Source organism: Acidobacteriota bacterium (assembly GCA_016716715.1).
Taxonomy (GTDB): Bacteria; Acidobacteriota; Thermoanaerobaculia; order UBA5066; family UBA5066; genus Fen-183.
The window spans coordinates 1-26,681 of record JADJVE010000001.1 but is presented as its reverse complement, the minus strand read 5'-3'; the positions used below and the strand labels follow the sequence as shown (position 1 = coordinate 26,681).

Annotated in this window: 25 protein-coding genes and 3 pseudogenes; 14 read left to right on the top strand and 14 right to left on the bottom strand. The window is 68.9% G+C overall.

What is annotated here, in order from left to right; translation table 11 throughout:
* Position 1 precedes the first annotated feature (1 nt).
* The 5 genes from IPL89_00140 to IPL89_00120 all read left to right on the top strand — a co-directional run bounded on the left by IPL89_00140 (position 2) and on the right by IPL89_00120 (position 3,803).
* Entirely contained in the window at positions 2 to 847 is an 846-nt protein-coding gene (locus IPL89_00140) for a UbiA family prenyltransferase (GenBank protein ID MBK9061608.1), read from the top strand.
* 27 nt (positions 848 to 874) lie between these two features.
* Positions 875 to 1,537 (top strand): deoxynucleoside kinase, encoded by a 663-nt coding sequence (locus tag IPL89_00135; GenBank protein MBK9061607.1) that lies wholly within the window; start codon positions 875 to 877, stop codon positions 1,535 to 1,537.
* A 2-nt stretch (positions 1,538 to 1,539) separates the two neighbouring features.
* Positions 1,540 to 1,929, top strand: a complete 390-nt coding sequence (locus tag IPL89_00130) for a pantoate--beta-alanine ligase (GenBank protein MBK9061606.1) — start codon at positions 1,540 to 1,542, stop codon at positions 1,927 to 1,929.
* Positions 1,930 to 2,253: 324 nt separating this feature from the next.
* Positions 2,254 to 2,607: a zinc-ribbon domain containing protein gene (locus IPL89_00125; protein MBK9061605.1), complete on the top strand. Its 354-nt coding sequence runs from the start codon at positions 2,254 to 2,256 to the stop codon at positions 2,605 to 2,607.
* 11 nt (positions 2,608 to 2,618) lie between these two features.
* Positions 2,619 to 3,803: a cystathionine gamma-synthase gene (locus IPL89_00120; protein MBK9061604.1), complete on the top strand. Its 1,185-nt coding sequence runs from the start codon at positions 2,619 to 2,621 to the stop codon at positions 3,801 to 3,803.
* On the opposite strand, the gene IPL89_00115 is transcribed toward IPL89_00120, so the two are convergent.
* From IPL89_00115 to IPL89_00090, 6 genes are all read right to left on the bottom strand, one after another.
* Complete coding sequence (locus IPL89_00115) at positions 3,800 to 4,594, bottom strand: DNRLRE domain-containing protein (GenBank protein ID MBK9061603.1); 795 nt, start codon at positions 4,592 to 4,594, stop codon at positions 3,800 to 3,802. The genes IPL89_00120 and IPL89_00115 overlap by 4 nt on opposite strands.
* Before the next feature lie 88 nt (positions 4,595 to 4,682).
* Positions 4,683 to 5,072: a divalent-cation tolerance protein CutA gene (locus tag IPL89_00110; protein MBK9061602.1), complete on the bottom strand. Its 390-nt coding sequence runs from the start codon at positions 5,070 to 5,072 to the stop codon at positions 4,683 to 4,685.
* Between the two features lie 48 nt (positions 5,073 to 5,120).
* Entirely contained in the window at positions 5,121 to 5,396 is a 276-nt protein-coding gene (locus tag IPL89_00105; GenBank protein MBK9061601.1) for a BrnA antitoxin family protein, read from the bottom strand.
* Positions 5,377 to 5,685, bottom strand: a complete 309-nt coding sequence (locus IPL89_00100; protein MBK9061600.1) for a BrnT family toxin — start codon at positions 5,683 to 5,685, stop codon at positions 5,377 to 5,379. The genes IPL89_00105 and IPL89_00100 overlap by 20 nt, the downstream gene beginning before the upstream one ends.
* A 63-nt stretch (positions 5,686 to 5,748) precedes the next feature.
* The gene (locus IPL89_00095; GenBank protein ID MBK9061599.1) at positions 5,749 to 6,948 is read right to left on the bottom strand and encodes an aminotransferase class V-fold PLP-dependent enzyme; all 1,200 of its coding nucleotides are present in this window, start codon (positions 6,946 to 6,948) and stop codon (positions 5,749 to 5,751) included.
* The gene (locus IPL89_00090) at positions 6,945 to 8,108 is read right to left on the bottom strand and encodes a Fic family protein (GenBank protein MBK9061598.1); all 1,164 of its coding nucleotides are present in this window, start codon (positions 8,106 to 8,108) and stop codon (positions 6,945 to 6,947) included. The genes IPL89_00095 and IPL89_00090 overlap by 4 nt, the downstream gene beginning before the upstream one ends.
* 102 nt (positions 8,109 to 8,210) lie before the next feature.
* Here IPL89_00090 and IPL89_00085 point away from each other — a divergent pair, with 102 nt between their 5' ends.
* Positions 8,211 to 9,107 (top strand): sulfurtransferase, encoded by an 897-nt coding sequence (locus tag IPL89_00085; GenBank protein MBK9061597.1) that lies wholly within the window; start codon positions 8,211 to 8,213, stop codon positions 9,105 to 9,107.
* An 11-nt stretch (positions 9,108 to 9,118) separates the two neighbouring features.
* Positions 9,119 to 9,973 (top strand): YihY/virulence factor BrkB family protein, encoded by an 855-nt coding sequence (locus IPL89_00080; protein MBK9061596.1) that lies wholly within the window; start codon positions 9,119 to 9,121, stop codon positions 9,971 to 9,973.
* Between the two features lie 91 nt (positions 9,974 to 10,064).
* On the opposite strand, the gene IPL89_00075 is transcribed toward IPL89_00080, so the two are convergent.
* Positions 10,065 to 11,501 carry a hypothetical protein gene (locus IPL89_00075; protein ID MBK9061595.1) on the bottom strand — a complete coding sequence of 479 codons (1,437 nt, stop codon included), beginning with the start codon at positions 11,499 to 11,501 and terminating at the stop codon, positions 10,065 to 10,067.
* A gap of 212 nt (positions 11,502 to 11,713) precedes the next feature.
* Here IPL89_00075 and IPL89_00070 point away from each other — a divergent pair, with 212 nt between their 5' ends.
* On the top strand, positions 11,714 to 15,679 hold the full coding sequence (locus IPL89_00070) for a protein kinase (protein ID MBK9061594.1): 3,966 nt from the start codon (positions 11,714 to 11,716) through the stop codon (positions 15,677 to 15,679).
* A gap of 561 nt (positions 15,680 to 16,240) precedes the next feature.
* Here the strand turns inward: IPL89_00070 and IPL89_00065 are convergent.
* A complete protein-coding gene (locus IPL89_00065) occupies positions 16,241 to 17,554 on the bottom strand; it encodes a hypothetical protein (protein ID MBK9061593.1) in 1,314 nt (437 codons plus the stop codon).
* 334 nt (positions 17,555 to 17,888) lie between these two features.
* Positions 17,889 to 18,131 (bottom strand): hypothetical protein, encoded by a 243-nt coding sequence (locus IPL89_00060; GenBank protein MBK9061592.1) that lies wholly within the window; start codon positions 18,129 to 18,131, stop codon positions 17,889 to 17,891.
* A gap of 102 nt (positions 18,132 to 18,233) precedes the next feature.
* Between IPL89_00060 and IPL89_00055 the strand changes: the two genes are divergently transcribed.
* Together IPL89_00055 and IPL89_00050 are read left to right on the top strand one after the other, a co-directional pair.
* A complete protein-coding gene (locus tag IPL89_00055) occupies positions 18,234 to 18,551 on the top strand; it encodes a type II toxin-antitoxin system RelE/ParE family toxin (protein MBK9061591.1) in 318 nt (105 codons plus the stop codon).
* Positions 18,548 to 18,856 carry a helix-turn-helix domain-containing protein gene (locus IPL89_00050; protein MBK9061590.1) on the top strand — a complete coding sequence of 103 codons (309 nt, stop codon included), beginning with the start codon at positions 18,548 to 18,550 and terminating at the stop codon, positions 18,854 to 18,856. The genes IPL89_00055 and IPL89_00050 overlap by 4 nt, the downstream gene beginning before the upstream one ends.
* Positions 18,857 to 18,872: 16 nt before the next feature.
* On the opposite strand, the pseudogene IPL89_00045 reads toward IPL89_00050, so the two are convergent.
* Positions 18,873 to 20,007: pseudogene (locus tag IPL89_00045) on the bottom strand (ADP-ribosylglycohydrolase family protein).
* Positions 20,008 to 20,185: 178 nt separating this feature from the next.
* On the opposite strand from IPL89_00045, the pseudogene IPL89_00040 reads away from it, so the two are divergent.
* Positions 20,186 to 20,444: pseudogene (locus IPL89_00040) on the top strand (BrnA antitoxin family protein).
* On the opposite strand, the gene IPL89_00035 reads toward IPL89_00040, so the two are convergent.
* Positions 20,421 to 21,482, bottom strand: coding sequence for a rhomboid family intramembrane serine protease (locus IPL89_00035; GenBank protein ID MBK9061589.1), 1,062 nt, complete (start codon positions 21,480 to 21,482; stop codon positions 20,421 to 20,423). The pseudogene IPL89_00040 and the gene IPL89_00035 overlap by 24 nt on opposite strands.
* Positions 21,483 to 21,754: 272 nt before the next feature.
* Here IPL89_00035 and IPL89_00030 point away from each other — a divergent pair, with 272 nt between their 5' ends.
* Both IPL89_00030 and IPL89_00025 read left to right on the top strand, forming a co-directional pair.
* A complete protein-coding gene (locus IPL89_00030; protein MBK9061588.1) occupies positions 21,755 to 22,306 on the top strand; it encodes a hypothetical protein in 552 nt (183 codons plus the stop codon).
* A gap of 18 nt (positions 22,307 to 22,324) precedes the next feature.
* Positions 22,325 to 22,729: pseudogene (locus tag IPL89_00025) on the top strand (WYL domain-containing protein).
* A gap of 29 nt (positions 22,730 to 22,758) precedes the next feature.
* Here IPL89_00025 and IPL89_00020 read toward each other — a convergent pair.
* The 3 genes from IPL89_00020 to IPL89_00010 are packed head-to-tail and all read right to left on the bottom strand — an operon-like array spanning position 22,759 to position 23,584.
* On the bottom strand, positions 22,759 to 23,139 hold the full coding sequence (locus IPL89_00020) for a DUF5615 family PIN-like protein (GenBank protein ID MBK9061587.1): 381 nt from the start codon (positions 23,137 to 23,139) through the stop codon (positions 22,759 to 22,761).
* Positions 23,136 to 23,366, bottom strand: coding sequence for a DUF433 domain-containing protein (locus tag IPL89_00015; GenBank protein ID MBK9061586.1), 231 nt, complete (start codon positions 23,364 to 23,366; stop codon positions 23,136 to 23,138). Before IPL89_00015 ends, IPL89_00020 begins: the two co-directional genes overlap by 4 nt.
* Before the next feature lie 20 nt (positions 23,367 to 23,386).
* Positions 23,387 to 23,584, bottom strand: a complete 198-nt coding sequence (locus tag IPL89_00010; GenBank protein MBK9061585.1) for a hypothetical protein — start codon at positions 23,582 to 23,584, stop codon at positions 23,387 to 23,389.
* 2,782 nt (positions 23,585 to 26,366) lie between these two features.
* Here IPL89_00010 and IPL89_00005 point away from each other — a divergent pair.
* The coding region (locus tag IPL89_00005) for a hypothetical protein (protein MBK9061584.1) at positions 26,367 to 26,681 on the top strand (315 nt) is incomplete at its 3' end.

The following is a 26,681-nucleotide window of genomic DNA, read 5'->3' as shown; positions in this document are numbered from 1 at the left end:
CGTGAAGAAGTACCTCTCCCTCGTCACGTTCGCGCACACGGTCTTCGCGCTCCCGTTCGCGCTGCTCGCCGCCGTTCTCGCGGCACGGGGATTGCCGCCGCTCCCGGTGCTCATCTGGATCCTCGTCGCGATGGTGGGCGCGCGCTCGGCGGCGATGGCCTTCAACCGCATCGCCGACCGCTCAATCGACGCCGTGAATCCGCGCACCAGGACGCGCGACATCCCGGCCGGGCGCGTGTCGGTCGCCGCGGCTTCGGTCTTCTGCGCGCTCTCGGCCTCGCTCTTCGTCCTGGCCGCCTGGCGGCTCAACCCGCTATGCCTCGCGCTCAGTCCCGTGGCGCTCCTCGTGGTCCTCGGCTACTCGTACACGAAGCGCATCACGGCGCTCGCGCACCTCGTCCTCGGCCTCGGCCTCGCGATCGCGCCGGTCGGCGCGTGGATCGCCGTCACGGGCGCCTTCGCAGCGCCTCCGGTCGTCCTCGGCCTCTCCGTCCTCTTCTGGGTCGCCGGCTTCGACGTCATTTACAGCCTGCAGGACGAGGCCTTCGACCGCGAGCACGGGCTCTTCTCTCTGCCGGCCCGCCTCGGGGCCCGCCGGGCCCTGAACGTCTCGACGGCCTTCCACGCCCTCTCCCTGGCGCTCCTCTACGGCGTCTTCGTCCTCGCGGGCGGCGGACTCCTCTTCGGCCTGGGCGTCGTCCTCGCGGGCGTCTTCCTCGTCCGCCAGCACGTCCTCGTCAAGCCGGGCGACCTCTCCCGGGTGGACGGGGCCTTCTTCACGGCCAACGGCTGGCTTTCGGTGGCCGTCTTCGTCTGCGGGGCGGCCGACGTCTTCCTCCGCCGGTAGCCTCGCGGACCGGTAAACTCGCCTCCCGTGCCCGCGCCCACTCCGAAGGAATTCCCGCTCCGCCACATCGCCATCGAGGGACCGATCGGCGTCGGGAAGACCTCGCTCGTGGGCCTCCTCGCGAAGCGCTTTTCGGGCACGCAGATCCTCGAGGACGTGACGAACCCGTTCCTCGCGGATTTCTACGCGGGCAAGAAGGGCGCGGCGTTCCAGACCCAGATGTACTTCCTGCTGTCGCGCTACCAGCAGCAGAAGGAGATCGCGCAGATCGACCTCTTCCGGAACCTCGTCGTCGCGGACTACACGTTCGCGAAGGACAAGATCTTCGCGTACCTCACGCTGAACGACTCCGAGATCGCGCTCTACGACAAGATCTACGCGACCCTCGCCGCGAACGTCCCCCGCCCGGACCTCGTCGTCCACCTCACGGCGTCCGTGGACACGTGCCTTTCGCGCATCAAGAAGCGCGGGCGTGCGTTCGAGAAGGGCATCTCGGCCGAGTACCTCAAGTCGCTCGTCGAGGCCTACAACTACTTCTTCTACCACTACCGCGACGGCCCGCTCCTCGTCGTCGAGACGAACGAAATCGACTTCGTCGAGCGAAAGGGCGACCTCGACGACCTCATCGCTCAGATCACCCGTCCGTTCCGCGGGACGCAGATCTACGTGCCGCGCGGCTCGAAGAAGTAGGCGTGGGCGCCGTCGAGCGGCTGCGCGAGCTGGGCGCGGGCCCCGAGATCCTCGGCGAGGTCGTGCCGCGCGAGCGCGACGGCCTGCGCGTGGCCCCGCGGAACGCGGACCTCACGCCCGAGGAACGCGGCGCCGCGCCGGCCGTCTTCCGCGCGCTCCTCGCGGGGCAGCTGCTCCACGGCCTCGGCGAGAAGAAGTCCTTGAGGCTCCTCAAGGCGGTGCGCCTCGCGCTCGAGATGGAGCCGGGTTTATCGATCGAGGCGTTGGACGTCGTCGACGCCATGACGCTCCGTCCTGTCGAGAAAATCAACGGTCCGGCGGTCCTGATCGCGGCGGCCTGGGCAGGCAAGGTCCTGCTCGCCGACAGCGTGCGGCTCGACGCATCCCGCTGACACGGCGTCGCAATTTCTTTTTCGCTTGATTTCGCTGATTGTTTCGATTCTCATTCCCTTAACAACAGCCCGGAGAGCCCAAGGGTCAGCCCCAATGCCTTCGAAGGCCGTGAAGTCTGTTCGTCGGATCGAGTTCGTTTAGGAGGCGAGACCCATTTCCAGCCCCGGGGGCAGCAGCAGGAACAACGCCCCGTCCCTCCTTCCTGAATTCTCCGACCGGCTCCATTCGCCAGTTCCCGGCGTCCGCCGCTCGATGGTGAGCGTCGTCCGCGATTTCCAACCCTCGGTTTCCGGTTAGAGCCGGCGACCCTCTCTGGAGTTCTGATGTACACGGACAAATCCATCCCCTGTATCGACTGCAGCGCCCCCTTCATCTTCTCGGCGAACGAGCAGGAGTTCTACGCTCAGAAGGGCTTCTCCAACGAGCCCAAGCGTTGCAAGAACTGCCGCGACAAGCGCAAGGCCGGCGGGTTCGGCGAGGGCGGCGCGCGCCAGCTCTACAACGTCACCTGCGACGCCTGCGGCAAGACGACCCAGGTCCCGTTCAACCCCACGAACGGCAAGCCGGTCTACTGCCGCGACTGCTACCGCGAGCGGCGTCCGGCCGAGGTAGGGGGTCCGGGGGAAGGGCCAGGGGCCCTTCCCCCGGCTGAAACTCCCGGGGCCCCGCGCTGCTAGAGTCGGCCCCTATGGCCGACCACGACCGCAAACCTGGTTTCGCGACGACCTGCATCCACGCGGGACAGGAGCCGGAGCCCGTCACGGGCGCGGTGACCGTCCCCATCTTCCAGACGTCCACGTACGTCCAGGAAGCCTTCGGCAAACCGAAGGGCGGCTACGAGTACGCGCGGACGAAGAACCCCACGCGCCTCGCGCTCGAAAAGCAGCTCGCCGCGCTCGAGGGCGGAGCCGTCGCCCACGCGTTCGCCTCCGGCATGGCCGCCGAGACGACGCTCATGCTCGCGTTCGTCAAGGCGGGGGACCACGTCCTCGTCTCGAAGAACACGTACGGCGGAACGTACCGCTTCTTTTCCAAGGTCCTCGCGAACTTCGGAGTCACGTTCGCGTACGTCGACACGACCGACGCCGAGACCGTGCGGAAGGCCGTCACGCCGGAGACGCGGATGCTCTTCGTCGAGACGCCCACGAACCCGACGATGGAGATCTCCGACCTCAAGGCGCTCGCCGACGTCGCGAAGGCCGAAGGGTCGCGGATCGGCGCGAAGATCCGCGTCGTCGTCGACAACACGTTCGCGACGCCGTTCTTCCAGAAGCCGCTCGCTCTCGGCTGCGACGTCGTCGTCCACTCGACGACGAAGTACCTGAACGGCCACTCCGACTCCGTGGGGGGCGCCGTGATCTCGGCGGACGCCGAGGACGGCGCGAAGATCGGCTTCACGCAGAACGCCGCGGGCGGCATCCTCTCTCCGTTCGACTCGTTCCTCGTGTCGCGCGGCATCAAGACGCTGCCCGTGCGCATGAAGGCGCACGACGCGAACGGCCGCGCGGTGGCCGCATGGCTCGCGCGTCACCCGAAGGTGCTCAAGATCCACTACCCGGGTCTGCCCGGGCACCCGGGGCACGCGATCGCGGGGCGCCAGATGACCGGCTTCGGCGGGATGATCTCCTTCGACCTCGGGTCGGAGGCCGCGGCCAAGCGCCTTCTCGATCGCGTGGTCGTCTGCTCGCTCGGCGAGTCGCTCGGCGGCGTCGAGAGCCTCATCTCGCACCCGGCGACGATGACGCACGCGAGCGTCGAGCCCGAGGAACGCCTCCGGCGCGGCATCACGCCGGGCCTCGTGCGCGTGTCGGTGGGCATCGAGGACGTCGAGGACATCCTCGCGGATCTCGAAAACGCGCTGTCGGGGGTCTAGCGCTTCAGGGCGAGCGCGCCGAGGACCGCGAGCGCGGCCGCGAGCGCGGCGAGAGCGCGCGGCGAGAGTGCCGGCACGTCGCCCGCGGGCGGGGGATTGCCCGGCCCGCCGCCGGGCGGCGTGAACGTGATCGTGAGGGACGGCCGATCGGCGAGGTTCGCGGCCTCGCGCGAGCCGAATCGCCGCGCGCTCGGCGCCGCCTGCAGCTCGTCGGCGCGCACCTGCCAGCCGAAGTTCGTCGCCGGCGTGTCCAGCCAGCTCTGCACGTCGGCCTGCATCGCGGCGGTGGGGCCGAAGGAGTACGTCGTGAGCGTCACCTGCACGGGAATCTTCGCGGACGGGAGGACCGCGGTGTCCCCGCCCGGCGTGAGCCACGCCGTGCCGGGCCAGACGCGCCTCGTCCACGTCGCGTCGCCCGCCGTGGCGGCCGCGCCGGTGCCGCCGGGGCTCCCGGCGTCGGACGTCCCCTCGCCCCAGGCGGCCGTCGCGCGGAACAGGTTCATGTCCACCGGGTTGCCCTTCCCGCTCAGGAGGACGAGGTCGAGGCGCGCCCCGTTGATCGTGGCGCCGGCCGGAACGGCGGCGGCGACGTCGAACCGCACGAACGCGCGGCGGATGGCCGTCAGCGCGTTGCGCCCGGCGAAGATCCCGGGGCCCTTCGCGTCGGACGCGTCGCCGTTCTCCTCGTAAATCGACGTGTCCGCCACGGGCCGCACCGTCACCGAGTCGGCGGCCAGCGGCGCGCCGGGCAGGGCGACGGCGAGGATCAGGCAGGGAAGCAGTCGGCGCATCGGACCTCCAGGGGAATCGTAAGGGAGATGGCGGCGCGGGGAGTGTCCGGGCGGCCCGAAAACCCACGCCGCCGGTCCAAATCAAAGGTCAATCGATCGTCGCCTCGCCGGACTCGTCGTCGTCGTCGTCGTCGCTCGCGTCGCCGGTCGACGAGTCGTTCACCCAGGCCGCGAACGCGGAGTCGGCCATCGCGGCAGGGAACGCGGCGATCTCGGGCAGCTCGTAGGCGTTCAGCTCCTTGATCACGCCGCGCACGGCCTCGAAGTTCGAGGCGAGCGTCTTGACGAAGAGCAGCAGCTCGGCGTCCTGCTGCACCTTGCCCTTCCAGCGGAAGAGCGACCGCACGCCGGGCAGGATGTTCACGCAGGCCGCGAGGCGCCTCTTCACGAGCGCGTGCGCGATGTCGAGCGCCTGCTGCTCGGTGCCCACGGACGTGAGCACCACGACGATTTCGGGGGTCCGCGCGCCGTTCTTCACCCATTCAAGGTAGAAGCCCGCCGCCCCGGCGTCAAGCGGCAGGATTGATCAGGCGATCTCCTTCTTGAGGCGTTCGGCGAGGAACTGCTTCAGAAGCGATTGGTAGGGCACGTCGCGCTTGTTCGCCAGGACCTTGAGCTGCCCGATCATCGATTCCGGGAGTCGCAGGGAGATCGTGCGCAGCGACGGTTTGAGAGCGGGGAACGCGGGGCGGTTCGCGCGCCCCCAATCGACGTAGTCCATCGAGTCGTGAGTGGCCCAGAAGGACCGCTCCTCGCCCTCGTTCGCGAACACGGGAATCTGCTTACGCTTTCGTGTGCTCATAGGTGCGGGCCTCCCGGCGGGTCATGTCCCGCGCGGAGATGATGCGTATGAGTGAGCGTCTCACGGTGAAGCTCAGGAAGAGGAGTCGGCCGGCGTCGGTTTGTCCGAGCGCAGCGAATCGCCCTTCGACGTTCGAATGAGGAAGATCGGCCCGAACGACGAGGGGTTCGTTGAAGAACACCTCCTCGGCTTCCCAGAAGGCCACCCGGTGAAGGTCCCAGTTCTTGTCGACATTCCCATCGTCCCAGTCGAATCCGGTGCACCCCTCGAGGGGGTCCTGCCGTTTCACCCGGGAAGTATATATGGGACATATACACCGCGCCAACCGCGGGGGACGCGACTCAAACCCGGTTCAGCTTTCGCCCCCGCCGCGCTGCCGAAGCACGAACAGCGCCTCGGCGAGGAGGCCCGCGAGCGCGACGTACTGCGCTTCCGTGTTGTAGAGCTGTGCCGAAACGCGCACGAGCTTGCCGGCGCCCGACGGGGGCCAGCCGAAGAACCACGGCTCGGAGCCGCGCGCGCGCATCCAGTCCGCCAGCCGAACGCGGTCGAGGCGCGCCGCGGGGCTCGCGGGCGCGGGCGGAGGCAGGATCACCGCGGCCATCGACCCGATCATCGACTCCGGCGCGGGCGGCGAAACGCCGAGCGCGTCGCTCAGGATCTCCCGCGCCTTCAACGCCAGGCCGTTGTTCGCGGCCATCAGCTCCGGCCAGCCGCCGGGGAGAAGGCCGCCCATGTACCGGATGCACTCGGGAATCGTCAGCGCCGGCGTCGGGTCGATCGTCCCGGTCCAGTCGAACTCGTCGCGGAAGCGCGCGTCGCCGCCGGCGTAGCCGTGGCTGATCGTCACGGGGTGGACGCCCTTCTGCCGGTCGCGCCGCACGTGGAGGAACGCGGCGCCCTTCGGCGCGCAGAGCCACTTGTGCGCGTTGCCGGTGTAGTACGCCGCGCCGAGACGCGTGAGGTCGAGCGGCAGCATTCCGAGCGCGTGCGCGCCGTCCACGACGGTGTCCACGCCGCGCGCCGAAAGCTCGGCCACGAGCCGCTTGACGGGGAAAACGAGCGCCGTCGGGCTCGTGACGTGGTCCAGCATCGCGAGGCGCGTGTGCGGCGTCACGCGCGAAAGGACGGCGGAGACCACTTCCTCTTCGGAACGAAGCGGGAAGGGAACGGAAGCCACGACCACGCGCGCGCCCGCCCTGGAGGCCGCGTAATCGAGCGTCTTCTTGCACGCGCCGTAGGCGTGGTCCGTCGTCAGGATCTCCTCGCCGGGAGAGAACGTCAGCGACCGCACGACCGCATTGATCCCCGTCGTCGCGTTCGGGACGAACGCGAGGTCGTCCGGGTCGGCGCCGACGAACGGACCGAGGGCCGCGCGCGCTTCCGCATACAGGGACGGCGCGTGCCGCACGAGGAAGTCCATGGGCTCGCGCTCCAGCCGCGCCCGCAGCTCCGACTGCTTCTCGAGGATCGCCGCCGGGCACGCCCCGAACGAGCCGTGGTTCAGGTAGGCGACGGCCGGGTCGAGGGTCCAGAGATCCGCGTAGCTCATTTCTCGATCGCTCCGAGAATGCCGCGTGCGACGAAGACGCGGCTGCGGCCCCGGCCCGTGACCTCCACGACGACGCCTGCCTCCACGAGCTTGAGGACGTTCAGCGTGGCGGCGCGGTGGGTGACCTTGAGGCGCTTCGCCGCAAGGGGAATCGTCAGGACGGGCGCTTCGAGAAGGCCGTCCACCAGCTTCAGGAGCAGCGCCGACGACCGGGCGGACTCGAAGTGCGCCCGGTACTTCTGGCGGAGGTCGAGCAGCGTCCTCGTCCGGCGGCTCGCATCGCGCGCCTGTTCCTCCACGCCGGAGAGAAAAAACGTGATCCATTCCGTCCACGCGCCTTTCCGGCTCACGGCGAGAAGCAGCCGGTAGTACTCGCTCCGGTGGCGCTCGAAGAACGCACTGAGGGAGAGGCTGGGCTGGGTCAGAAGACCTTCGCTGCAGAGAAGCAGCGAGATCAGCAGCCGCCCGATGCGTCCGTTTCCGTCGATGAACGGGTGAATGGCCTCGAACTGGTAATGGACGAGCGCGATGCGGACGAGAGCCGGCAGATCGGAAGAGGCGTGAACGAACGACTCGAGCTCGTGGAGGCAACGCTCCATCTCCCGGACGGGCGGCGGCACGAACACCGCGTCGTCGAGGCGCGAACCCGGCGGGCCGATCCAGTTCTGCCGCGTTCGGAACTCGCCGGGCGTGACGCCGGCGTGCCCGATGCCGTCCATCAGGCGCTCGTGGAGCTCCCTGAGGAGGCGAAGACTGATCGGCAACGTCTCCAAACGCGAGAGGCCGTATTCGAGCGCCGTTACGTAGTTGGCGACTTCGCGCACGTCGTCCGGCGGGCCCGCGCCTCCGCCGGCCTTCGCGAAGGCGGGCCCGGACTCGAAGAAGAAGAGGTCGGAAAGAGACGCCTGCGTTCCCTCGATCCGGCTCGAGAGCACGGCTTCCTTGTGGACGAACGGCGAGACGAGAAGGTGCGGATTCGGAAGCGAGCGGACCGCGCCCGCCAGTTCGGCGAGGGCGCGGTCCGCTCGCGACACTGCCGAGCCGAGGGCCCACGTGGGCGGCAGCGGCGGAGGCAGACGCTTCGGAACGAAGGCCTCGTAGCCACCCGCGATACCTGCGAGGCGGCCCCAGCTGCCCGGCGAGAGATCGGAAGCCTTCATCTCTTCGATACCTTGTTACGACTCGCGCTCAGCAATGATACTTTTGAGCGTTAAAGTATCATAACGCATTCGTCGCAGAATGGGCCGCCCCGGGAGGTTCCCATGAAGCGCGTCCTCGCCGCCCTCGCCCTCCTCGCCGCAACCGCCGCGCCCGCTTCCGACCTGCTCGTGACGCCGGAGTGGCTCGCCGCGCACCAGCGGGACAAGAACCTGGTCCTCCTGCACGTCGGCGTGCCGGCCGAGTTCGAGAAGGAGCACATCCCGGGCGCGATCCCGGTCACGCCCGCGGACTTTGCGTTTCCGCGGTCCGAGGGCGCGCTCGTCCTCCAGCTCCTGCCGCCCGACCAGCTGAAGGCGAAGCTCGAGGGCTACGGCATCTCCGACGACTCGCGCGTCGTCGTCTACTTCGCGAAGGACTGGGTCTCGCCCACGACGCGCGTCTACTTCAGCCTCGACGCGGCGGGCCTCGGCGACAGGACCTCCATCCTCGACGGCGGCATGCCCGCGTGGAAAGCCGCGGGCGGCCCGGCGATCGAGTCCGCGAACGACCCCGCGTCGGCGATTCAGCGAAAGCCGGGAAAGATCACCGCGAAGCCCCGCCCGGAACTCGTGGCGGATCTCGACCTCGTCAAGGCGAGCATCCGGAAGAGCGGCGTCGCCATCGTCGACTCGCGCAACCCGAAGTTCTACGACGGCGAGGACGCCGGCAACATGCCGCGCGCGGGCCACATCCCCGGCGCGAAGACGCTGCCGTTCGACACGCTCGTCAACGACGACAACACCATGAAGAGCCCGGCCGACACGGCGAAGGTGATGGAGGCCGCGGGCATCAAGCCGGGGGACACCGTCGTCTCCTATTGCCACATCGGCCAGCAGGCCACCGTCATGTACGTCGCGGCCAGGCGCCTCGGCTACAAGGCGCTCCTCTACGACGGCTCGTGGGACGAGTGGAGCCGCAAGAGCGAGCTGCCGGTGGAGAAGAGCGCGCCGAAGCCCTAGATTCTTCCCTGATGCCCGCATCGTCGCGAAGCCGGACGCTCCCGGCGATCCAGTTCGTGGGGCGAGTCGTCAGGGACTTCCGGAAGAACCAGGGGTTCCTCCTCGCGAGCGGGGTCGCGTACAACACGCTCCTCTCGATCGTGCCCCTGTTCGCGGTGCTTCTCGTCGTGTTCTCGGAGTTCACCGACGAGAAGAGCCTTCTCGCCACGGTCGCGAGCTATGTCGAGCTGCTTCTCCCCGGTAGCTCCGCGGCGGTCATGAACCAGGTGTCCAGCCTGCTTGCCCACCGCGAGGCCATCGCGGGCATCGGCGGCCTGGCGCTTCTCTTCTTCAGCTCGATCGCCTTCACCGTCCTCGAGGGGGCAATGTCGGTGATCTTCTTCCACCGCTCCGTGCACCGCCGCCACTTTCTCCTGTCGGCGATCATCCCGTACCTCTTCATCCTCGCGCTCGGCACGGGGCTTCTCCTCGTAAGCATCATCACGGGCGCCCTTCGGGTCGTCGGCCGCGACACCCTCTGGCTATTCGGCCGCCAGTGGGAGCTGGGCGGGCTTTCCCGCGCGATCCTCTGGTTCCTGGGCGTCGCCGGCCTCGCGCTCCTGATCACGGCGCTCTACATGGTCCTTCCGGTCGGCCGTCTCTCCTTCCGCCACGCGCTCGCGGGCGGCGTCACGGCGACGGTGCTCTGGGAGATCGTGCGCCGCATCCTGGCCTGGTACTTCGCGACGATCTCGATGGTCAACGTCGTCTACGGCTCGCTCGCGAGCACGATCGGCGTCCTCCTGACGCTCGAAGCCGCGGCCCTCGTCCTTCTCATCGGGGCGCAGGTCATCGCCGAGCTCGAGAGGTCGCGGAAGAAGCGCTGACCGGCGGCGTTGGCACGAAACTGTCCTCGCGCACGCGCGACGATGTGTCGCACGCCTCCATTGGGCACATGAGTTGCACGGTTTCTCCGGGTCACTGCCTGATCCAGATGAGGACGCTGTCGGTGCCGGCCACGTAGGGATTGCTCTCGCCCTCGGCTTCGACTGTCAGGGAGAACTGGGGCCAGCCGGGGTACGCCTGGGTCGGCAGGGTAACCGTGAGCGAATTCTCCGACGTGTGCCAGACGATCGGGCTGCCGGAGGTGTGCTTGAGGCTGAGCTTCACCTGGGGAGTCGTGAGCCCGGCCTTCTCGAAGTTCACGGTGAGCTTGGCTCCGGCATGGAACTCGCTCTCGCTGGCGATGTTGGTGATCCGCACGTACGGCGTCATGAAGAAGACCGGGACCTTGGCGTCCCAGGTCCAGAACTGATTGTTGCCGTAGCCGCCGCCCCTCAGGCGGATGAACCCGGACGAGTACGTGGAGTCCTTCACCCTCGCGATCGGAAACGGTTGCGGGTATCCGATGTGCCGCGCGGCGATGTCCCAGGTGTAGGTGCCCGGGTTCGGCTCGAGAGTCCAGACCGTTGCGAAGTCGCCGATGTTCTTCGCGGGCCAGCTGTAGCCGACGATCACGGGCGTGTCTGCGGGCGGCCCGGACCAGCTGATCTTCACCGGCTTGTTGATCCAGATCAGGCTGCCGGGCGCCGGCGAGGTGATGACGACGAGGGGGTCGACCTTCTTGAGCTTGACGTCGATGGTCCTCACGCCGCCGACGTCCGACTTGACCTCGTAGTCCCACGTGAACGCGACCTGGTTGTGAAGATGCGGCGCCTCGACCCGGGCGCCGGCGGGATTGTCGACCTTGATGTCGTAGCTGGCGGGCGCACCGCCGTAGCCCGGGTGGGACATGCCGGTCTCGACGAGCTTGTTGCTCGCGTCCCACACCTTCAGCCAGATCTTGTCGCTGCCGCCGAACCACTGCGCGGCTGAGTACCCGGCGACGCTTCCCGTGATGTCGCCCTTCACGCCCCTCCACTTGGGCGGGCCCGAAACGCTCTTGAGGACGACGTTCGTGACGTTGTGGCGGTCGTCGCCCGTCGTCCACTGCTGGTAGTACTGCCATTGAAGCTGGTCGCCGAGCCAGCTGGCGGGCGCCCGGACGCTGAAGTGGCGGGGGTTGTCGCGGTCCATCCTGTAGCGGCCGGTCTTGCCGTCGAGGTTGTCCTCCGCTGTGATCGCGCCGACCTTGTTGCCGTTCGCGTCGAGCACGTCGAGGACGATGTTCTTCGCGGTGGCGAAGACGTCACGAATCGACCTGCCCGGGATGCCGCTCGTAATCTCGCCGGACATCTGGCCCGGCAGCGCCACGTTCCTGGCGGGTTGAAGCAGGGAGGGAGTCGCGATGGCCTTGGCGGCGGCCGGCGCCGGGGTGGGAGTCGGGGTCAGAGGATTGCTCACGGCGGAAACGCCGGCCACGCCGAGGAACAGCGCCAGGCGGAGAACGAGACGGGACAGTCGCCAAGGGGTCATGGTCGTACCCTCCGGTTGTTCTCGAAATGATCGAGCGAATCCCGCGGAAGGAGAGGGGGCGAAAGGGAGCCGCCCGCATGCGACCACTATAGGCGCAGGCGTCGGGGCCGGGTTGGCCCGTCCCTTGACAGAACCCGGGTCGCAATCGAGACTCGGTACACAAGTCCCGAGAGTCCGACGCCGGAGGCGAAGGGTACGGGCGGAGGTTTCCGATGTCGTCTCGCCCGAGCGCGATCAGCGGACCTTCCGCCGACGACGCGGAAACGACGCTCGACACGCCGAGCGTTCCGGGCGGCACGGGAGCGGGCGCGTCGTCGCGGCCGACGGACGCGTTCATCCAGCCGGGCCTCGTCATCAACGGGCGCTATCGCGTCGACCGCCTCCTCGCGCGCGGGGGAATGGGCGGGGTCTACCGCGTCGACGATCAGCTCTTTCCGGGCCGTCCGACGGCGCTCAAGATCTTTCTTCACCCGCTTCGGAACACGGTCGAGCTGTTTCGCACCGAGTTCAAGACGATGGCCTCCCTCCGGCACCCGAACGTCGCGCGCGTCTACGACTTCGAGCAGGTGGCGGGCGCAGACGCGTTCTTCTTCACGATGGAGCTCCTGCCGGGCGTGCCGCTCGACCGCTTCCTGGCCGCCGCGCCTCCCGCCGAGGAGGAGACGCTCGACAGCGGCTCCGCGCCGGTGCCCGCGACGGACGCGCCCCCGCCCGCGACGCGGCCGCCGGCCGGGAGGATCGTGCCGTGGCAGGAGGCCCTCGACCTCCTCGTGCCGGTGATCCGGGCGCTCGCGTACCTCCACGGCCGCGGCGTCGTCCACTTCGACCTCAAGCCCGGCAACATCGTCGTCGGCTCGCGCGGCGGAGAGCGCCAGGTGAAGGTCGTCGACTTCGGCCTTGCGGGCCTGCGCGGCATCCGCGGGCTCGTGATGGGAACGCCCCACTACGTCTCGCCCGAGATCGCGGGCGCGAAGGAAGGCGACCACCGGGCCGATCTCTACAGCCTCGGCATCATGGCCTTCAAGCTGCTGACGGGCGAGACGCCCTACAGCGCCACGCAGGGCCTCGACGTCCTCTTGAAGCAGAAGATGACCGAGCCCGTGCGCTTCGCGCTCGCGCATGCCGAACGCGTCCCGCCGTGGCTGCGCGAGATCGTCGAGCGGCTCTGCTCCGTCGAGCCCTCCGGGCGTCCGGCGGGCGCCGGCGAGCTGCTCGAGCTGATCAACCGCGCCGGAGGCCTCGCGTACGAGCTCGAGACGCGGGACACGCGCGAGAACTACCTCTTCTCGAGCGCCTTCGTCGGCCGCTCCCGCGAGATGGAGGACGTGACCCGCTCGATCGACGCGGGCCTCAAGGGCGACCGGCACACGGGCCTCTTCGTCACGGGGCAGAGCGGCATGGGCAAGTCGCGCCTCATGCGAGAGGTTCGGCAGGCCGTCCAGCTCCGCGGCGTCCCATTTCTCGAGGTCGACTGCTTCGAGCGCGACCTCACCGAGTCCGGCCCGATGGCGAACCTCGTCCTGCAGGCCGCCCGCCTCGCGGTGTCCGTCGGCGCGCAGACGCTTCTCGACGCGCACGCGCCGGAAATGGTGAAGCTCGTGCCGTCGCTCCCGCTCGGCGCGGGGGTCGCGCCGACGCCGCCGCTCCCCAATGCGGACGCCGAGCGCCGGCGCGTGATCGAGGCCATCGCGGAGTTCCTCGTCGGACTGGGCCGGTTCGTGCCGTACGTGGCGTACGTGAACGACCTCCAGTGGGCGCGGGACGGCACGATCGACGCCCTGTCGTCGCTGCTCGCGATCCGGTCGGGCACGGCAGGCGCAACGGGTGCCGGCGCGGGCTCGAGGTTCTGCTTCCTCGGGAGCTACCGCGTCGACGACGTCACGGGGCGGCCGCTCGCGCGCCTCATCCAGCCGGGGCCCGAGCGCCCGGCGCCGCGCGTCGTGGAGCTCGAAGCGCTCCACGACGAGGACGTCGCCGGCCTCCTCAAGTCCATGCTCGGTCTTGCCGAGCTGCCCGAGGGGCTCGCGGCGCGCGTCGCCGAGTCGAGCGAGGGCCTTCCGTTCTTCGTCGAGGAGATCCTGCGCGACCTCCTCGAAGAGGGCCGGCTCGGCGCGGCGGACGGAGCGGGCATCGACGCGGCGGCGTCGTTCCTGAAACGCGCGGCGCGCGTGTCGGTCGACGAGCGGAGCCTCCTCGACATCCTCGCGGTCTCGGGGCGGCCCGTGAACACGGACGTCTTGCAGGAGGTGAGCGGCCTGCCGCGGCCGGCGGCCCGCGAGGCCCTGCAGATCCTCGGCGAGAAACAGATGGTCGTCGCGATCCCGGGCGAGAAGGAGCGCTACAACCTCGCCCACGACCGCATGCGCGAGGCGCTCTACGCGGGCCTGCGGGCGGACGCGCAGACGGCGCTGCACCTCAGCCTCGCGCGGAGCCTCGCCGGCGCCCTCGCGGCGGACGGCCGGTGGGAGACGCTCTTCGAGGCCGTCGCCCACTTCGGCCAGGTTCTCGACCGCGGCGGACCCGGGGCGCTTTCCGACGAGGCCGAGCGCACGGGCGTCGCGCGCCTCCACCTGCGTGCCGCGGCGGCCACGAACGCGACGGGCGCGTTCTCGACCGGCGTCTCCTACCTCGAGCGCGCGCGGGCCCTTCTCCCCGAGCGCGCGTACGAGCGCGACTACGCCCTCGCGCTCGCGGTCGACCACGCGCTCGCCTCGACGCTCATTCCGCTCGGGCGCGTCGACGAGGCGCTCGCCACGGCGGATCGCATCGCCCTGAACGCGCGCGGCGCCCTCGACGAGTCGCCCGGATGGGAGGCCCGCATCCTCGCGTACGCGGCGCTCAACGAGTACCCGAAGGCGATCGCGGCCGGCCTCGAGATCTGCGCGCGGCTCGGCCTCGAGCTGCCCCCGGACCCGAACCGTCTCGACATCGCCCGGATCCTCGGCCGCGTTCTCTGGAAGGTCCGGAACATGACGGACGAGACGCTCGCCACGCTCCCGCAGGTCGAGGACCCGCGCGCCCTGCGCCTCATCCGCATCATGTCGTCGATGACGGCGTGCGCGTACGTCTCGCGGCCGTACTTGTGGCCCGTCCTCATCGGCAACTGCCTGACGCTCATGCTGCGCCACGGCCGCGGGCCCACGCACGCGCTCCTCTTCGTGTGGTTCGGAACGGCGCTCAATGCCGTGGGCCTCTACGGCGCGTCGCCGCGCTTCTCGCGCCTCGGCACGCGCCTCATGGGCGCGCCCGACGGCGCCGCGTTCCTCCCGAAGCTGCACCACGCGATGGGGCAGTTCGTGTCGCACTGGAGAGAGCCGATCGCGCGCTCGGCCCAGTGGTGCCGCGAGGGCTACACGCTCGGCCGGCGCGTCGAGGACGCTGAGTTCGCGGGCTACTGCCACATGGGCTGGGCGAAAGCGCGGCTCGAGACGGGCGAGCCGCTCTCCGAGGTGCGGCAGACGGCCCTCGACGCGCTCGAAACGATCCGCGCGTCGGGACAGATCGGCACCGAGGTCATGCACCGGACGACGATCGAAGCGGTCGACGCCCTCATGGGCCTCGCCCCCCTCCCTGCCGCCGGCGCCGACGACGCCGCGCGCGCCGCCGAGCTCAGCAACACACAGAACGCTTTCCGCCTCCTCGACCGCGCGCGCCTCCTGGGCTTCTTCCGGAGAAGCGGCGGCCCCGCGTTGGGCCGAGAGCTCCTGAAGGTGAGCGAGATCGGTCTGCCCGCGACGTTCTTCCTCTCCATCGCGCACTACTTTGCCTGCCTCGGCTGGTTGCTCGAGGCGCGCCGCGGCGGCGCGTTCACGAAGCTCGCGTGTCTCGTCCGCGTCCGCCTCGCGCGCGGCCGCATCCGCAAGTGGGCGCGGGCCTGCCCCCACAACTTCGAGCATCGCTCGCTGCTCGTGGACGCCGAGTGGCTCCGCACGACGGGACGCTCCGGGCGCTCGCTCCGGAAGTACGAGGAAGCGATCGCGGCGGCGATCGACCACGGCTTCTTCCAGGACGCGGGGCTCGCGCACGAGCTCGCGGCCGAGATGCTGGTCGACAGCGGGCGATCCCGCGCCGCGCGGACGCACGTCCTCGCCGCGCTGGAGAGATACGGCGCGTGGGGCGCCGACGCGAAGGTCCTCGACCTTCAGGCGCGCTACGCCCCGCTCCTCGGCGCCGGCTGACGCGCGGCCCGGCCCGTCAGATCGAGATGCTGTTCGGGATCAGCGAGGGCAGCTGGTTCTCGTACGGCAGCGGGCGGGTCTTGTTCCGTCTCCGGATCTCGGCCTCGATCGCCGCGAGCGCCATCCGGAAGTCGACGGCCGTCGCCTCGGCCCGTGCGTCGCCGAAGTAAGGGCGGCGGGGATTGCCCGAGTACGTGCCGAGCACGTCGTACTGAATGCTGGAGAGGAGATACCCGAACGACAGCTGGTAGAGCGCAACGTCCACCGGCGGCAGGACGGCGAGGTACGCGTCGGGAGCGGGCTTGGCGGAGGAAGGGGGCGGCGCGTACGTCGTCCCGGAGACGCTCGGCAGGTACGACATCAGCGGGTACTGCGCGTAGTTGACGTTCGCGTGCTGCGGGCCGGCCGTGTAGACGATCAGCGACACCATGTCGACGAGATAGTCGAAGTTGTCGAGCCGCGCCGTTCCGTTTTCGACCTTGAGGCCGTCGAGCCCGTGGAACGCGGCGGCGGCCGGGCTCGTGACCTCCTCGACCCACGCCTGCACTTCCGTGTCGGCCTTCACATCGTCGTTGCACGCGTAGTAGCACGCGAGGTACGCGCGCACGTACGCGCGGATCGCGTCCCAAAGCAGCACGGTGTCGTCGCGGAACGGGAACTCGGGCAGCCGGTTCTTGTCCACGCCCCGGAGCTTGAAGAGGTTGTGCGGCAGGTTCTGGTCGAAGCGCCACGCGAGGCGCGCGTCCTCACCATCCCGAGGCTCCCGGCGATGCTCGGCGACAGCACCGAAGCCACCACGCCGTGGGGAATGATGAGGCTGTGCTTGGCGCCCTCGTTGATGTCGAGCGTGAACCGGAAGTGGGGCGTCAGGAGCGCGAGGATCGGATGCTCGTACGAGAGCTGCCGATTCGTGGCGACGACGAGCGTCTCGATCGTGAGATGGCAGGCGCCGAGGTGCGCGACCGTCTCGTGCTGCACGGCGAGCCCGTTCAGCACGAAGAACTTCGCGAGCTTCCACGCGGCCGCGTCGCCGCCCGGCAGGAAGATCGGGCACGAGGCCGGATCGTTCTTCTGGCCGAGCTGGATCGCGACGGGCTGCAGGCTGCCGCGGCCCTCCGGATAGCCCGCCCCGGGCTGGGGTTCCAGTAGAAGAGGGCGATCGGCGCCGTGAGGTAGCGCTGGTCCCCGTGGAGCTTGCTCGTCGGGACGCCGTCGAGCATCGTGAGGTCGAGCGCATAGAGGCGGCCCGTCTCCGCCGCCCCCTGCAGCGTGACGCGAGGATCCGCCCGGGGCGCGCCGCAGCATCCCGTCCCCGGGGGGCATCTTCGAAAGCAGCGTGTTGAGGTCGAGCGCCATCTCCGGCGCGGCGCCCGCCAGGAAGACGCCCTTGAGGTTCGACGTGTTGAAGCCGGCGATCTGGATCCAGCCGAAATACCAATCGCTCTCCCACACCTGCTGGCCGGGCGCGAGGTGCATCCACGGCTCGGGGCGGAAGTTCATCACGGCGGGCGGCCCGGCGAAGGCCTGGTACAGCGTCGCGAACTCGGCGATGTCCTTCGCGTGAAGGTACGCGTCGCCCCTCTCCGGAGTCCTCAGGACTTCGTAGAGCGTGTCCCTCAGGAACGAGGTCATGCCGACGTCCGTCAGGTCTGCGAGCGACTTCGTGAGCGCCTTTTCGAGCCCTTCCACGAGCATGGGGATCTCGGCGAGCTTCTTGTACGACTCGACGAGCTCCGGCGGGCCGTCGTGAAGCGCCTCGAAGATTCGGTGGATGGCCGCGAGGTCGCCGGGGATGTTCAGCCCGCTGAGACCTGAGAACTGCTTCTCCGCATCGTCGACTGCGACCCTCAGCGCGACCATCCAGGGCATCGGCATCGGAGGAAGGTCGGAATGCAGCTGCGCCTCGAAACGCGCGACGAGGACCTTCTTCGAGGTTCTTGGCGATCTCGAGCAGCACGGGCGCGACCTTCGCCTTGTACGCGAGCGTGAACTTCTCGGAGTCCGGCACCTGCGCCGCGAGCGGCGCCGGATACAGGTAGCTCGTCGTGTAGTTGTAGCGCGTCCTCGCGAGCGTCAGCTCGTAAGCCCGGTGGTGGCTCCGCTTCTCGTCGTCTTTCTGCGGGAGGGACGGGAGGGAATTCGGACGAGGAACTCGAGAGCATGCTGTCGGTCACGAAGCCTCCTCGAAACACAGTCGGCGTGGGATGGTTTACGGCTGGGCAGTATAGCGGCGCCGCGATTGCGGCGCAGTCGCGGGATGGTCGAACTGCTCGCCGCAAGCCTTGCAGTGCTTCCGCGGGTCGTCGCCGGAGACGCAACACCCACCCAGCTCGATCAGCCCCTTCTCTGCCGCGGCCATCATTTCCGGCCCTGGGTAGCCGTACTCGATGGGAACGACCTCGGGGCTCCCGCACTTCGGGCAGGGCTTCTTCCGTGTCTTCCTGTCGCTCATGGATCTCCCTTCTCGCCATCAATCTGGTGGGGAGACACGGACAGGGGCTGTCCGGGGAAGGGAGAATCCCCCAGGCATACGCCAATGGCGTATCATCTCCGGGTGGTCATCGTGGAAACCGGGCCGTTCACGGCACGGATTCGGATGCTCCTGAAGGATGAAGACTACCGGCACCTTCAGGCCTTGCTCGCGGGCCGCCCGGATGCGGGGGCGCTCATCCCGGGCACCGGGGGTCTTCGGAAGGTTCGGTGGGCCGGCTCGGGGCACGGGAAGCGGGGCGGAATCAGGATCATCTACTTCTGGCATCAGGCCACGGCCCGCATCGTGATGCTGCTCGCATATGCCAAGAACGAACGGGACGACCTGTCGGAGACACAGAAGCGGGCGCTCAAGCGCGTAATTGAAACGGAGTACCCATGAAGAAGGAACTGTTCGACGAGCTCCTGGCCAGCGTGCGCGAGGGTGGCGCCATCCTCCGCGGTTCGCGCCGCGCTGCTCGCACGACGAAGTTCGCGGAGCCTGACGTCCGCTTGCTCCGGGAGCGATACGGACTCACGCAGTCGAAGTTCGCGGCACTCATGGGCATCAGTGTCGCAACCCTTCGAAACTGGGAGCAGGGCCGGCGCAGGCCGGAGGGCAGCGCTAAGGTCCTGCTCCGGGTCGTTGCGAAGCATCCCGAGGTCGTTCTCGAGAGTGCTGCCGGCGGTTCGGGAAACCGCACCTGAACGAGAGAAGGCTTCTTCAGCATCCCGGGTACTTTCGCCACCATTCGTCCGCCTCCTCGAACCCCGTTGCGAGATCCGCCGAAATCGTCTCGATGACGTCTCTCAGCTCGAGTCGCTCGAGCCACTTCTTCGGAATCGCCTTGCGGCCCAGTGCGGCCCCGAGGATGTTCCCGGCGATCGAGCCCGTGCTGTCGCTGTCGCCGCCGTGGTTCACGGCGAGGAGCACGCCCTCCTCGTATGTCTTGCACGCAAGCGCCGCGTAAACGCCGATAGCGAGCGCCTCCTCGGCGATCCAGCCGCCGCCCAGCGTCGTCAGCTTTTCGGCGGTGGGCTGTCCCTTTCCGGCCAGCTCCACCGCGGCGCTCAGCGCGTCGCGGCATTCGCGTGGGCGCGAACCGTCGTGCAGCAGGCGCAGCGCCTCGTCGACGGCGGCGCGCAGCGTCCGCCCCGCGAGCAGCTCGAAGACCATCGCGGCCAGCGCACCGCCGGCCAGCCAGCCCGTCGGGTGACCGTGCGTGATGACCGACGTCTGGCAGCCCAGCTCGAACGCGCGTTCCACCGTCTCGCCGACGATGCCCGCCGGCGCCGCACGCATCACTCCGCCGCAGCCCTTCGAGTCGTTGATGGGCTCGCGATCCTCCACGCGCCCGAACCTCCCGGACTGGAGCGCCGCGAGGCACGTGTTGCCCGGCCCGCGCCGCGAGCGCAGCTCCCTCACGGTCGACAGCCAGCCGTTGGGATACGTTCCTTCCGGATCCAACCGCGGCAGGTCCTCGGTCGCGAAGCGGAAGCTCTCGCTCTTGGAGTCGTAGCCCTGCGTCTTGAGCCACCTCAGGTAGGCGAAGTAGACGACGGTCGGCCCGTCGCAGATACCCTTCGTCGCGCCCCGGCACATCGCCCGCAGCAGGCCTTCGGCCGTGAAGAGCGTCATCTGCGTGTCGTCGGTGATCGCGCCCAGCTTTCCGTACGCGAGCGCGTAATCGGTCAGCCCTGCCGGGGCCGAAGCGCTCGCGGATCTCCGGCAGCCTCAGGAACTCGATCGGCGCCCCCAGGGCGTCGCCCACCGCGCCGCCGAGCAGACATCCGGCGATGCGCTCCGAGCGGCTCGGGCCGCCCGCGGCCCTCGTCTTTCGTGTTGTTCTTGCGTTCATCGACCTCCCTTCTCCCTGCGAATGTAGGGCGGAGACGGGGACAAGGGGTGTCCGAGGGCCCGCACGGGCCAGGCTTGCGGATATGTACGAATGTGCATACGATTCGCCGACAGAATCCGGATCATCTCAGCGCGGAAGGCGACAAAGCTCGAGCGCGAGCAGTACGAAGGGTGACTCGATGAAGAACGAATACGACTTCAGCAAAGGCAAGCGAGGCGCGATCGTCCCCGTTCCGCGGGGGAAAGAGCGAATCACCATCCGCCTGGACGAGGATGTCCTGCGTTGGTTCCGTGATCAGGTGCACGCCTTTACGGCGGGAGCTACCAGAACCTGATCAACGTGGCGCCCGAGAACACATCACGGCGCGGAAGGAGCCGCTTGAGACGACGCTTCGCCGAGTACTTCGGGAGGAGCTACCGAAGAGAGTGGCCCGGTAGCGGGGAAGTCGTAAAGACCCTCGGCCGCAGCTCACTGAGCCGTGCGGCCGCGCGCCGGCCCGCGTCGTCCGCGGGGAAGCGCGCCGCCACCTCTTCGTAGATCGAGATCGCGTCCACCGTCTGCCCGCGCCTCTCCATGAGCGCGGCCGCCAGGCCCCCGAACCGCGGAGAGAGGTACGGGCGCGCCCTTCGCAGCACCTCCAGCGCCACGTCCGCGGCAGGGTCGCTCTCGCGCATTCCCAGATAGAGCGGGATCGCCCGCCCCGCGCAGCGCACCGCTTCGGCTCCGTCGCCGAGGTCGAGCGCCAGCCGCGCCGCCAGCGCCCACGCGTCGGCGTTCGCCGGGTCTTCCCAAAGGAGTCGCCTCACGTCACGCCGCGCGTGGGCCGGGTTTCCGGCGAAGCGAGCCTCCCTCGCCCGGACGAGGAGCGGGTGCTGCTGCCAGCCGATCTGCGCCTCGATGGCGGGATGGATCCGGCGCCTTTCGATTCCCGCAGCCCAGACGGCGACGGCCGCCAGCATCCCGAACGCGAATCCGCCCACGTGAGCGCCGAAGCCGATGCTGGCGTCCGGACTCCCCACGAGAAGCCACTGCTCCACGAAGCCATCAGAAGCATCGACGGCCGCCCGCACGCGGATACGAAAGCCCAGGAACGGCAGGAAGCCGAGCGGCGCCAGGAAGAACCGCAGGTACCTCGTCCCGAATCGGACCGCAAACGCCCCCTCCACGCCGAAGACGGCTCCCGACGCCCCTATTCCCGATGTCCGGGAGTCGGCGCCGAGCCCTGCCCACGCGTAGCAGCCCGAGATCGCCGATCCGAGGTAGATCACCGGGAAGAGCACGCGCCCGTAGGCGTCTTCGAGAAACGGCCCCGTGGCGAGGAGGAAGATCATGTTTCCGGCGAGGTGCCAGAGGTCCGCGTGGACGAAGACCGCCGTGACGGCGCTCCACAGGCTCGGTCCCCGCGATGAAGCCCCACCGCGCCGAAAGTCCCGGGGTCCGGTCCGCCGGCCCGGCGACGACGAAGACGAGGACATTCAGGGCGACGATTGCGATCGTCACCCACGGCCAGCGCCGCACCTCGCGATCCTCCGGACCCAACGGGAAAAGCAGCATCGATCAACCGCCCCGAGAGATGTTCGTTCCGGAGACGGACAGACCGTGTCCGTGCCCCTCCCGCCATTTTTCGTCTGATGCGTTTGCACCTTTCCCGACACTTCCCGGACATCCCCTGTCCGGGCGGCACGCCTATCTGATGCACATGCCCGATTACGCGCTGGCCGGGGAATTGCAACCCTCCGATGAACTCATGCCCTTCAACGACCGACCGTACTTCCGGCGGCTGCTGGACTTCGACGACCTCGTGCGCCGGGGGCGCCCCGTCACGTGCGAGTCCCTCGCCGCACGCTGGGAAACGTCCTCGAAGACCGTCCAGCGGTTCGTCGAGCAGATCCGCACCGACTTCGAGGCCCCCGTCGTCTTCGACCGCAAGAAGCACTCCTTCGTCTACGAAGACCCGAGCTGGCGCTTCCCGTTCCTCGACGTCTCCGGCGCCGACCTCTTCGCCATCGGCGTCGCCATGAAGGTCTTCCAGATCTACGAGGGCACGCCCGTCCTCAAGGACCTCAAGGCCACGTTCGACCGCATCGCGCGCCTCCTGCCGGAATCGGTGCGCATCCAGCCGTCGTCGATGGTCGAGAAGCTCTGGGTGCATCCGCAACCCGTGCGCGCCATCGCGAAGGAAGTGTGGGCCGCCACGGCGAACGCCCTCCGGGAAAAGACGCAGCTCGACATCGACTACAAAAAGCCCACGGGCCAATCCTCGCGCGCCTCGTCGAGCCGCTCGTCCTCGTCCACATGAACTGGGACTGGTTCCTCCGCGCGCGACCCTGAGGACGGCAAGACGAAGACCTTCTACCTCGCCCGCATCAAAGAGGCGAGGAACACGAACTTCCACTTCACCCCGCCGAAGGACTTCGACGCCGCCACGCACTTCGGCGACTCCATCGGCCTCTTACGTCGGCGGCAAGCCCTTCCGCTTCAAGGTCAAAGTCGCCAGGGAGATCGCCCCCTGGATCACCGAAGTGCGCTGGCACCCCGCGCAGAAGCTCGAGGCGCTGAAGAACGGCGACGTCGTCCTCGACCTCCGGCCGGCTCCTCATCGAGGCTAAGCGCTTCCGTGCTGTCGCTGGGCAGGTTCGGGAAGGCGCTGGGGCCGAAGGAGCTGGTGGGGGAGATGAGGGCGGAGATCGCGCAGATGAGGAAGGACTACGGAGCGGCATGAGGGGGGTCCAAACAGACGCGCCGACGGGATCAGGTTTCGCGAGCTCCGGTCGGGAGCATCCGAATCCTGATTCGATCCTCCTCGATTACGACGATCGCACCTTGCTTGAGCGCATCCGCAACAGCGACCAGGTTGTTCAGAAGAAGAGCCGCCTGGCTTTCCGGCCGGCGCTGCGATGCCCTCCGGAAGAGGATCACCGAGGGAGCGCTCGCGTTTTGAACTGCGAGCAGGGTGCCGAAATCCGTGTCGGCCGAGACAATGACCCGGTGTTCCGCCGCCGCGACCTCGAAGATCTCCGAGTCCGGCGCCGCCGCCAGCTTTCGGTCGCGGACGTGAATCGCGTCATGGCCAGCGGCGCTCAGCAGCTCCGAAACCACGGGAGAGAGCGCGTTGTCGACGAGAAATCTCACGCACCGACCGACAGCGGAAGCTCCCGCTCCCGAACGGCCTCGGCCGCGTATCGAAGGGCCTCGCGGACGTCCTCCTCGACGAGATCCGGAAACGCCTTGACGATCTCGGCGGTGGTCATCCCGTCGGCCACCATCCCCACGACCGTGGCGACCGGGATCCGCAGGCCACGGATGACCGGGACCCCACCCATCTGTTCGGGATTGACGGTAATGCGGGCGAACGTCACGGTGGACTCCTGTGCGGCTTTCATTCTATCTCTCCACGGAGCCGCCTGATGCATGTTGTCGACGGCTCCTCACCCTCGCCGCCACCGACCTCGGCCGCTTCCTCGCGTGCCGGCATCTGACCGGTCTCGACGTCGAGGTTGCGTTCGGCAAGCGCAAGAAGCCGCCGAAGTACCCCGACCCCTTCCTCGACCTCCTCATCAACCGTGGGCTCGCCCACGAGAAGGACTACACAGGGAAGATCGAAAAGGGCGGATCGCCCGTCCTCGATCTGACCGAATTCGGAGGCGCCGACGCCGTCACCCGGACCACCGAAGCCATGAAGGCGGGGAAGCCCGCCATCGCGCAGGGTGCGCTCGCGGCGGACGGCTGGTTCGGCCGGCCCGACTTCCTCCAGAAGGTCGAAAAGCCCAGCTCCCTCGGCCCTTCTCGTACGAAGCCATCGACACGAAGCTCACCCGTGAGACGCGCGGCAGCACGATCCTCCAGCTATCGTTCTACTCCGAGCTTCTCGGCGTCACGCAGGGCGTCCAGCCCGAGTTCTTCCACGTCGTCACGCCCATCGCCCCGAGGAATACCGCGTCTCCGACTTCGCCGCCTACTACCGCCTCGTCAAGCGGCGCCCGAGGAAGCCGCAGCCTCCGATGCGGAGGCGCTTCTCGCCGCCAACTACCCCGAGCCCACCGACCACTGTCTCGTTTGCCGCTGGGACCAGCAATGCGACAAACGCAGGCACGGCGACGACCACCTCTCGTCGCCGGCATCACGCGCCTGAACCGGCGCGAGTTCGAATCGATCGACGTCAAGACGCTCGAGCGCCTCGCCGACCTCGTCTTCCCCATCTCCTTCAAGCCGGCCAAGTGCTCGACGGACTCGCTCGAGAAGGGCCCACCACCAGGCCCGCGTCCAGCTCGCGGGCGCCGTGCCGGCAAGCCCGTCCACGAGCTGCTGCCCCCGAAGAGGGCCGTGGCCTCCTGCGTCTGCCCGAGCCTCGCCCGGCGACGTCTTCCTCGACCTCGGAGGCGCACCACTTGCAGCCGTTGGCCCGCGGAGTACCTCTTCGGCATGACCGTCCTCGGCCCGAAGGGCGGGGGACGTCCCCACCTCAGCCTCTGGGGCCGAGACCGACGCGAAGGAGAAGGACGTCTTCGAGACGATCTCGACCGCATCGGCGAGCTTCTGGAAAGCCAACCCGGGCATGCACGTCTACCACTACGCGCCCTACGAGCCCACCGCGTTCAAGAGGCTCACCGGCCGGCACGCCACGCGCCCGCGAGCTCGACCGCATGCTGCGCGCCGAGCTGTTCGTCGACCTCTGCGCCGTCGTCAAGCAGGGCCTGAGGGCCAGCGTCGAGTCGTACTCATCAGAAGCTCGAGCCGTTCTACGACTTCACGCGCAAGGCCGACCTGCGCCACGCCGGAAGCGCGCCCGGCGCCTCGAATCGGGCGTCAGACGGGCGACCTCGCCGTCCTCACCCCCCGAAGTCAAAGACCTCGTCGCCCTACAACGAGGAAGACTGCGTCTCGCCCCTCCGCCTGCGCGACTGGCTCGAAACCCTGCGGCCCAGGCCGCCCCGCGCCCGCCGCTCGGCGACGGCACCGCCTCGGAAGAAGGTCGAGAAGCGCAGCGCCGAAGTGCAGGCCGCGATGGACGCGCTCTGAAGGGCGTGCCCGACGAGAACGCCGACCGCACGCCCGAGCAGCACGCCCGCTGGCTTCTCGCCCATGCTCGGGTTCCACCGCCGCGAGGACCGGTCCGCGTGGTGGGACTTCTACCGGCTGACGCTATGGACCTCGCCGGCTGGTCGGCGACCGGTCCTGGTCGGCGCGCCGTCGTCAGCGGCCGGACGAGTTCGGGCGGAAGCGACGCCCCGGTGGGGTACACCTTCGAGGCACCCAGGGACCGTCTCGATGCCCAGGACTTCGAGGGCGCGAGCAGACGAGCTGCTCACCAGCACGCCAGAGTCCCTCGGCACCGTCGATTCCCTCGACCCGCCGCCTGCCGCGTGGCAAGCATCTCCGTCGTCAACCGCGTCGACCAGGCGGACCACCCGTCCTCGCCCCGCGATCACTCGCAGGTGGGGTCCGACGCAGTCGTCCTCCCGGCTCGGCGAGTCTGGCGGCGCGACGGCGCTAGCGCGGCGTCACCCCGAGTCGGCCGGTCGCGGTACCTCCTAGTCGGCAGGTCCGCCGCGAGAAGGGCGCGGTCGGCGCTCGCAGGGGGAGGAGGTGATGCCCCGGCAAACCGCCCTCCGCGTCGGTCCACTCCATCGCTCGGTCCTCGCCGTCCAGGGGCCCGCCCGGACAGCAAGACCTGGCTCGGCGCCGGATGATCCTCGCCTGCGCCAACGCCGGGCCTCCGGGTCGGCGTCACCGCCGTCACCCACGAGGACATCCCCAACCTTCTCGACGAGGTCCGCGTCGCCGCTCGCGCAAGAAAGGCTCCCTCTCCGGCGTCAGAAGTGGGGGAGAAGCGGGAGGACCCGGACGCCTGGCATCGAGGTAGTCGCCGACAACGCCGTCGTCCTGGCCGCGCTCGACGACAGGGTCCGCGCAAGTCTGGTCGGCGGCACGGCCTGGCTCTGGTCCCGCGAAGGAGCTGGCAGTGCAGCGGGTCGACGTCCACGTCGTGGACGAGGCCGGGCAGTTCTCCCTCGCCAATGCCGTGGCCGTCGCAATGCGGTGGCCCATCCTCGGGTCGGCCGCGAACGGGGAACTCCGCGGACGGTCCTCCTCGGCGACCCGCAGCAGCTCGACCAGCCGCACCGGCGGCCACCCACGGCGTCGACGCCTCGGCCCTCGAGCACGTCCTCGCGGGGCAACGAGACCATCCCCCGAACACGGGGCGTCTTCCTCGACAAGACGTGGCGCCTCCCGCCCGCCATCTGCGCCTTCACGTCCGAGCGCTGTTCTACGAAGGCCGCCTCGAATCGCGCCCGAGCAGAAACTGACAGAAGCTCTCCGGCGCCCTTGCGCCCTACGAGGGCGCGGGGCTGTGGTTCGTGCCCGTCCAGCACGACGGCAGCAGGAACGCCTCCAGACGAAGAAGTGAAGGCCGTCAAGCCCTCGTCGACACGCTCCTCAAGAAGGGCAGCCGCTGGACGAACCAGAAGGGCGAGACGAAGCAGGTCACGCCCGGCAAAATCCTCGTCGTCGCCCCCTTCAACGCACAGGTCAACCGCCTGCAGGACGCGCTCGAATCAAGGCATCCCGTGTCTGGTACGGTGGACAGGTTCCAGGAAAAGACGAGGCGCCATCGTCATCTACTCAATGGCCACGTCACGCCCCGAAGACGCTCCGCGAGGATGGAATTCCTC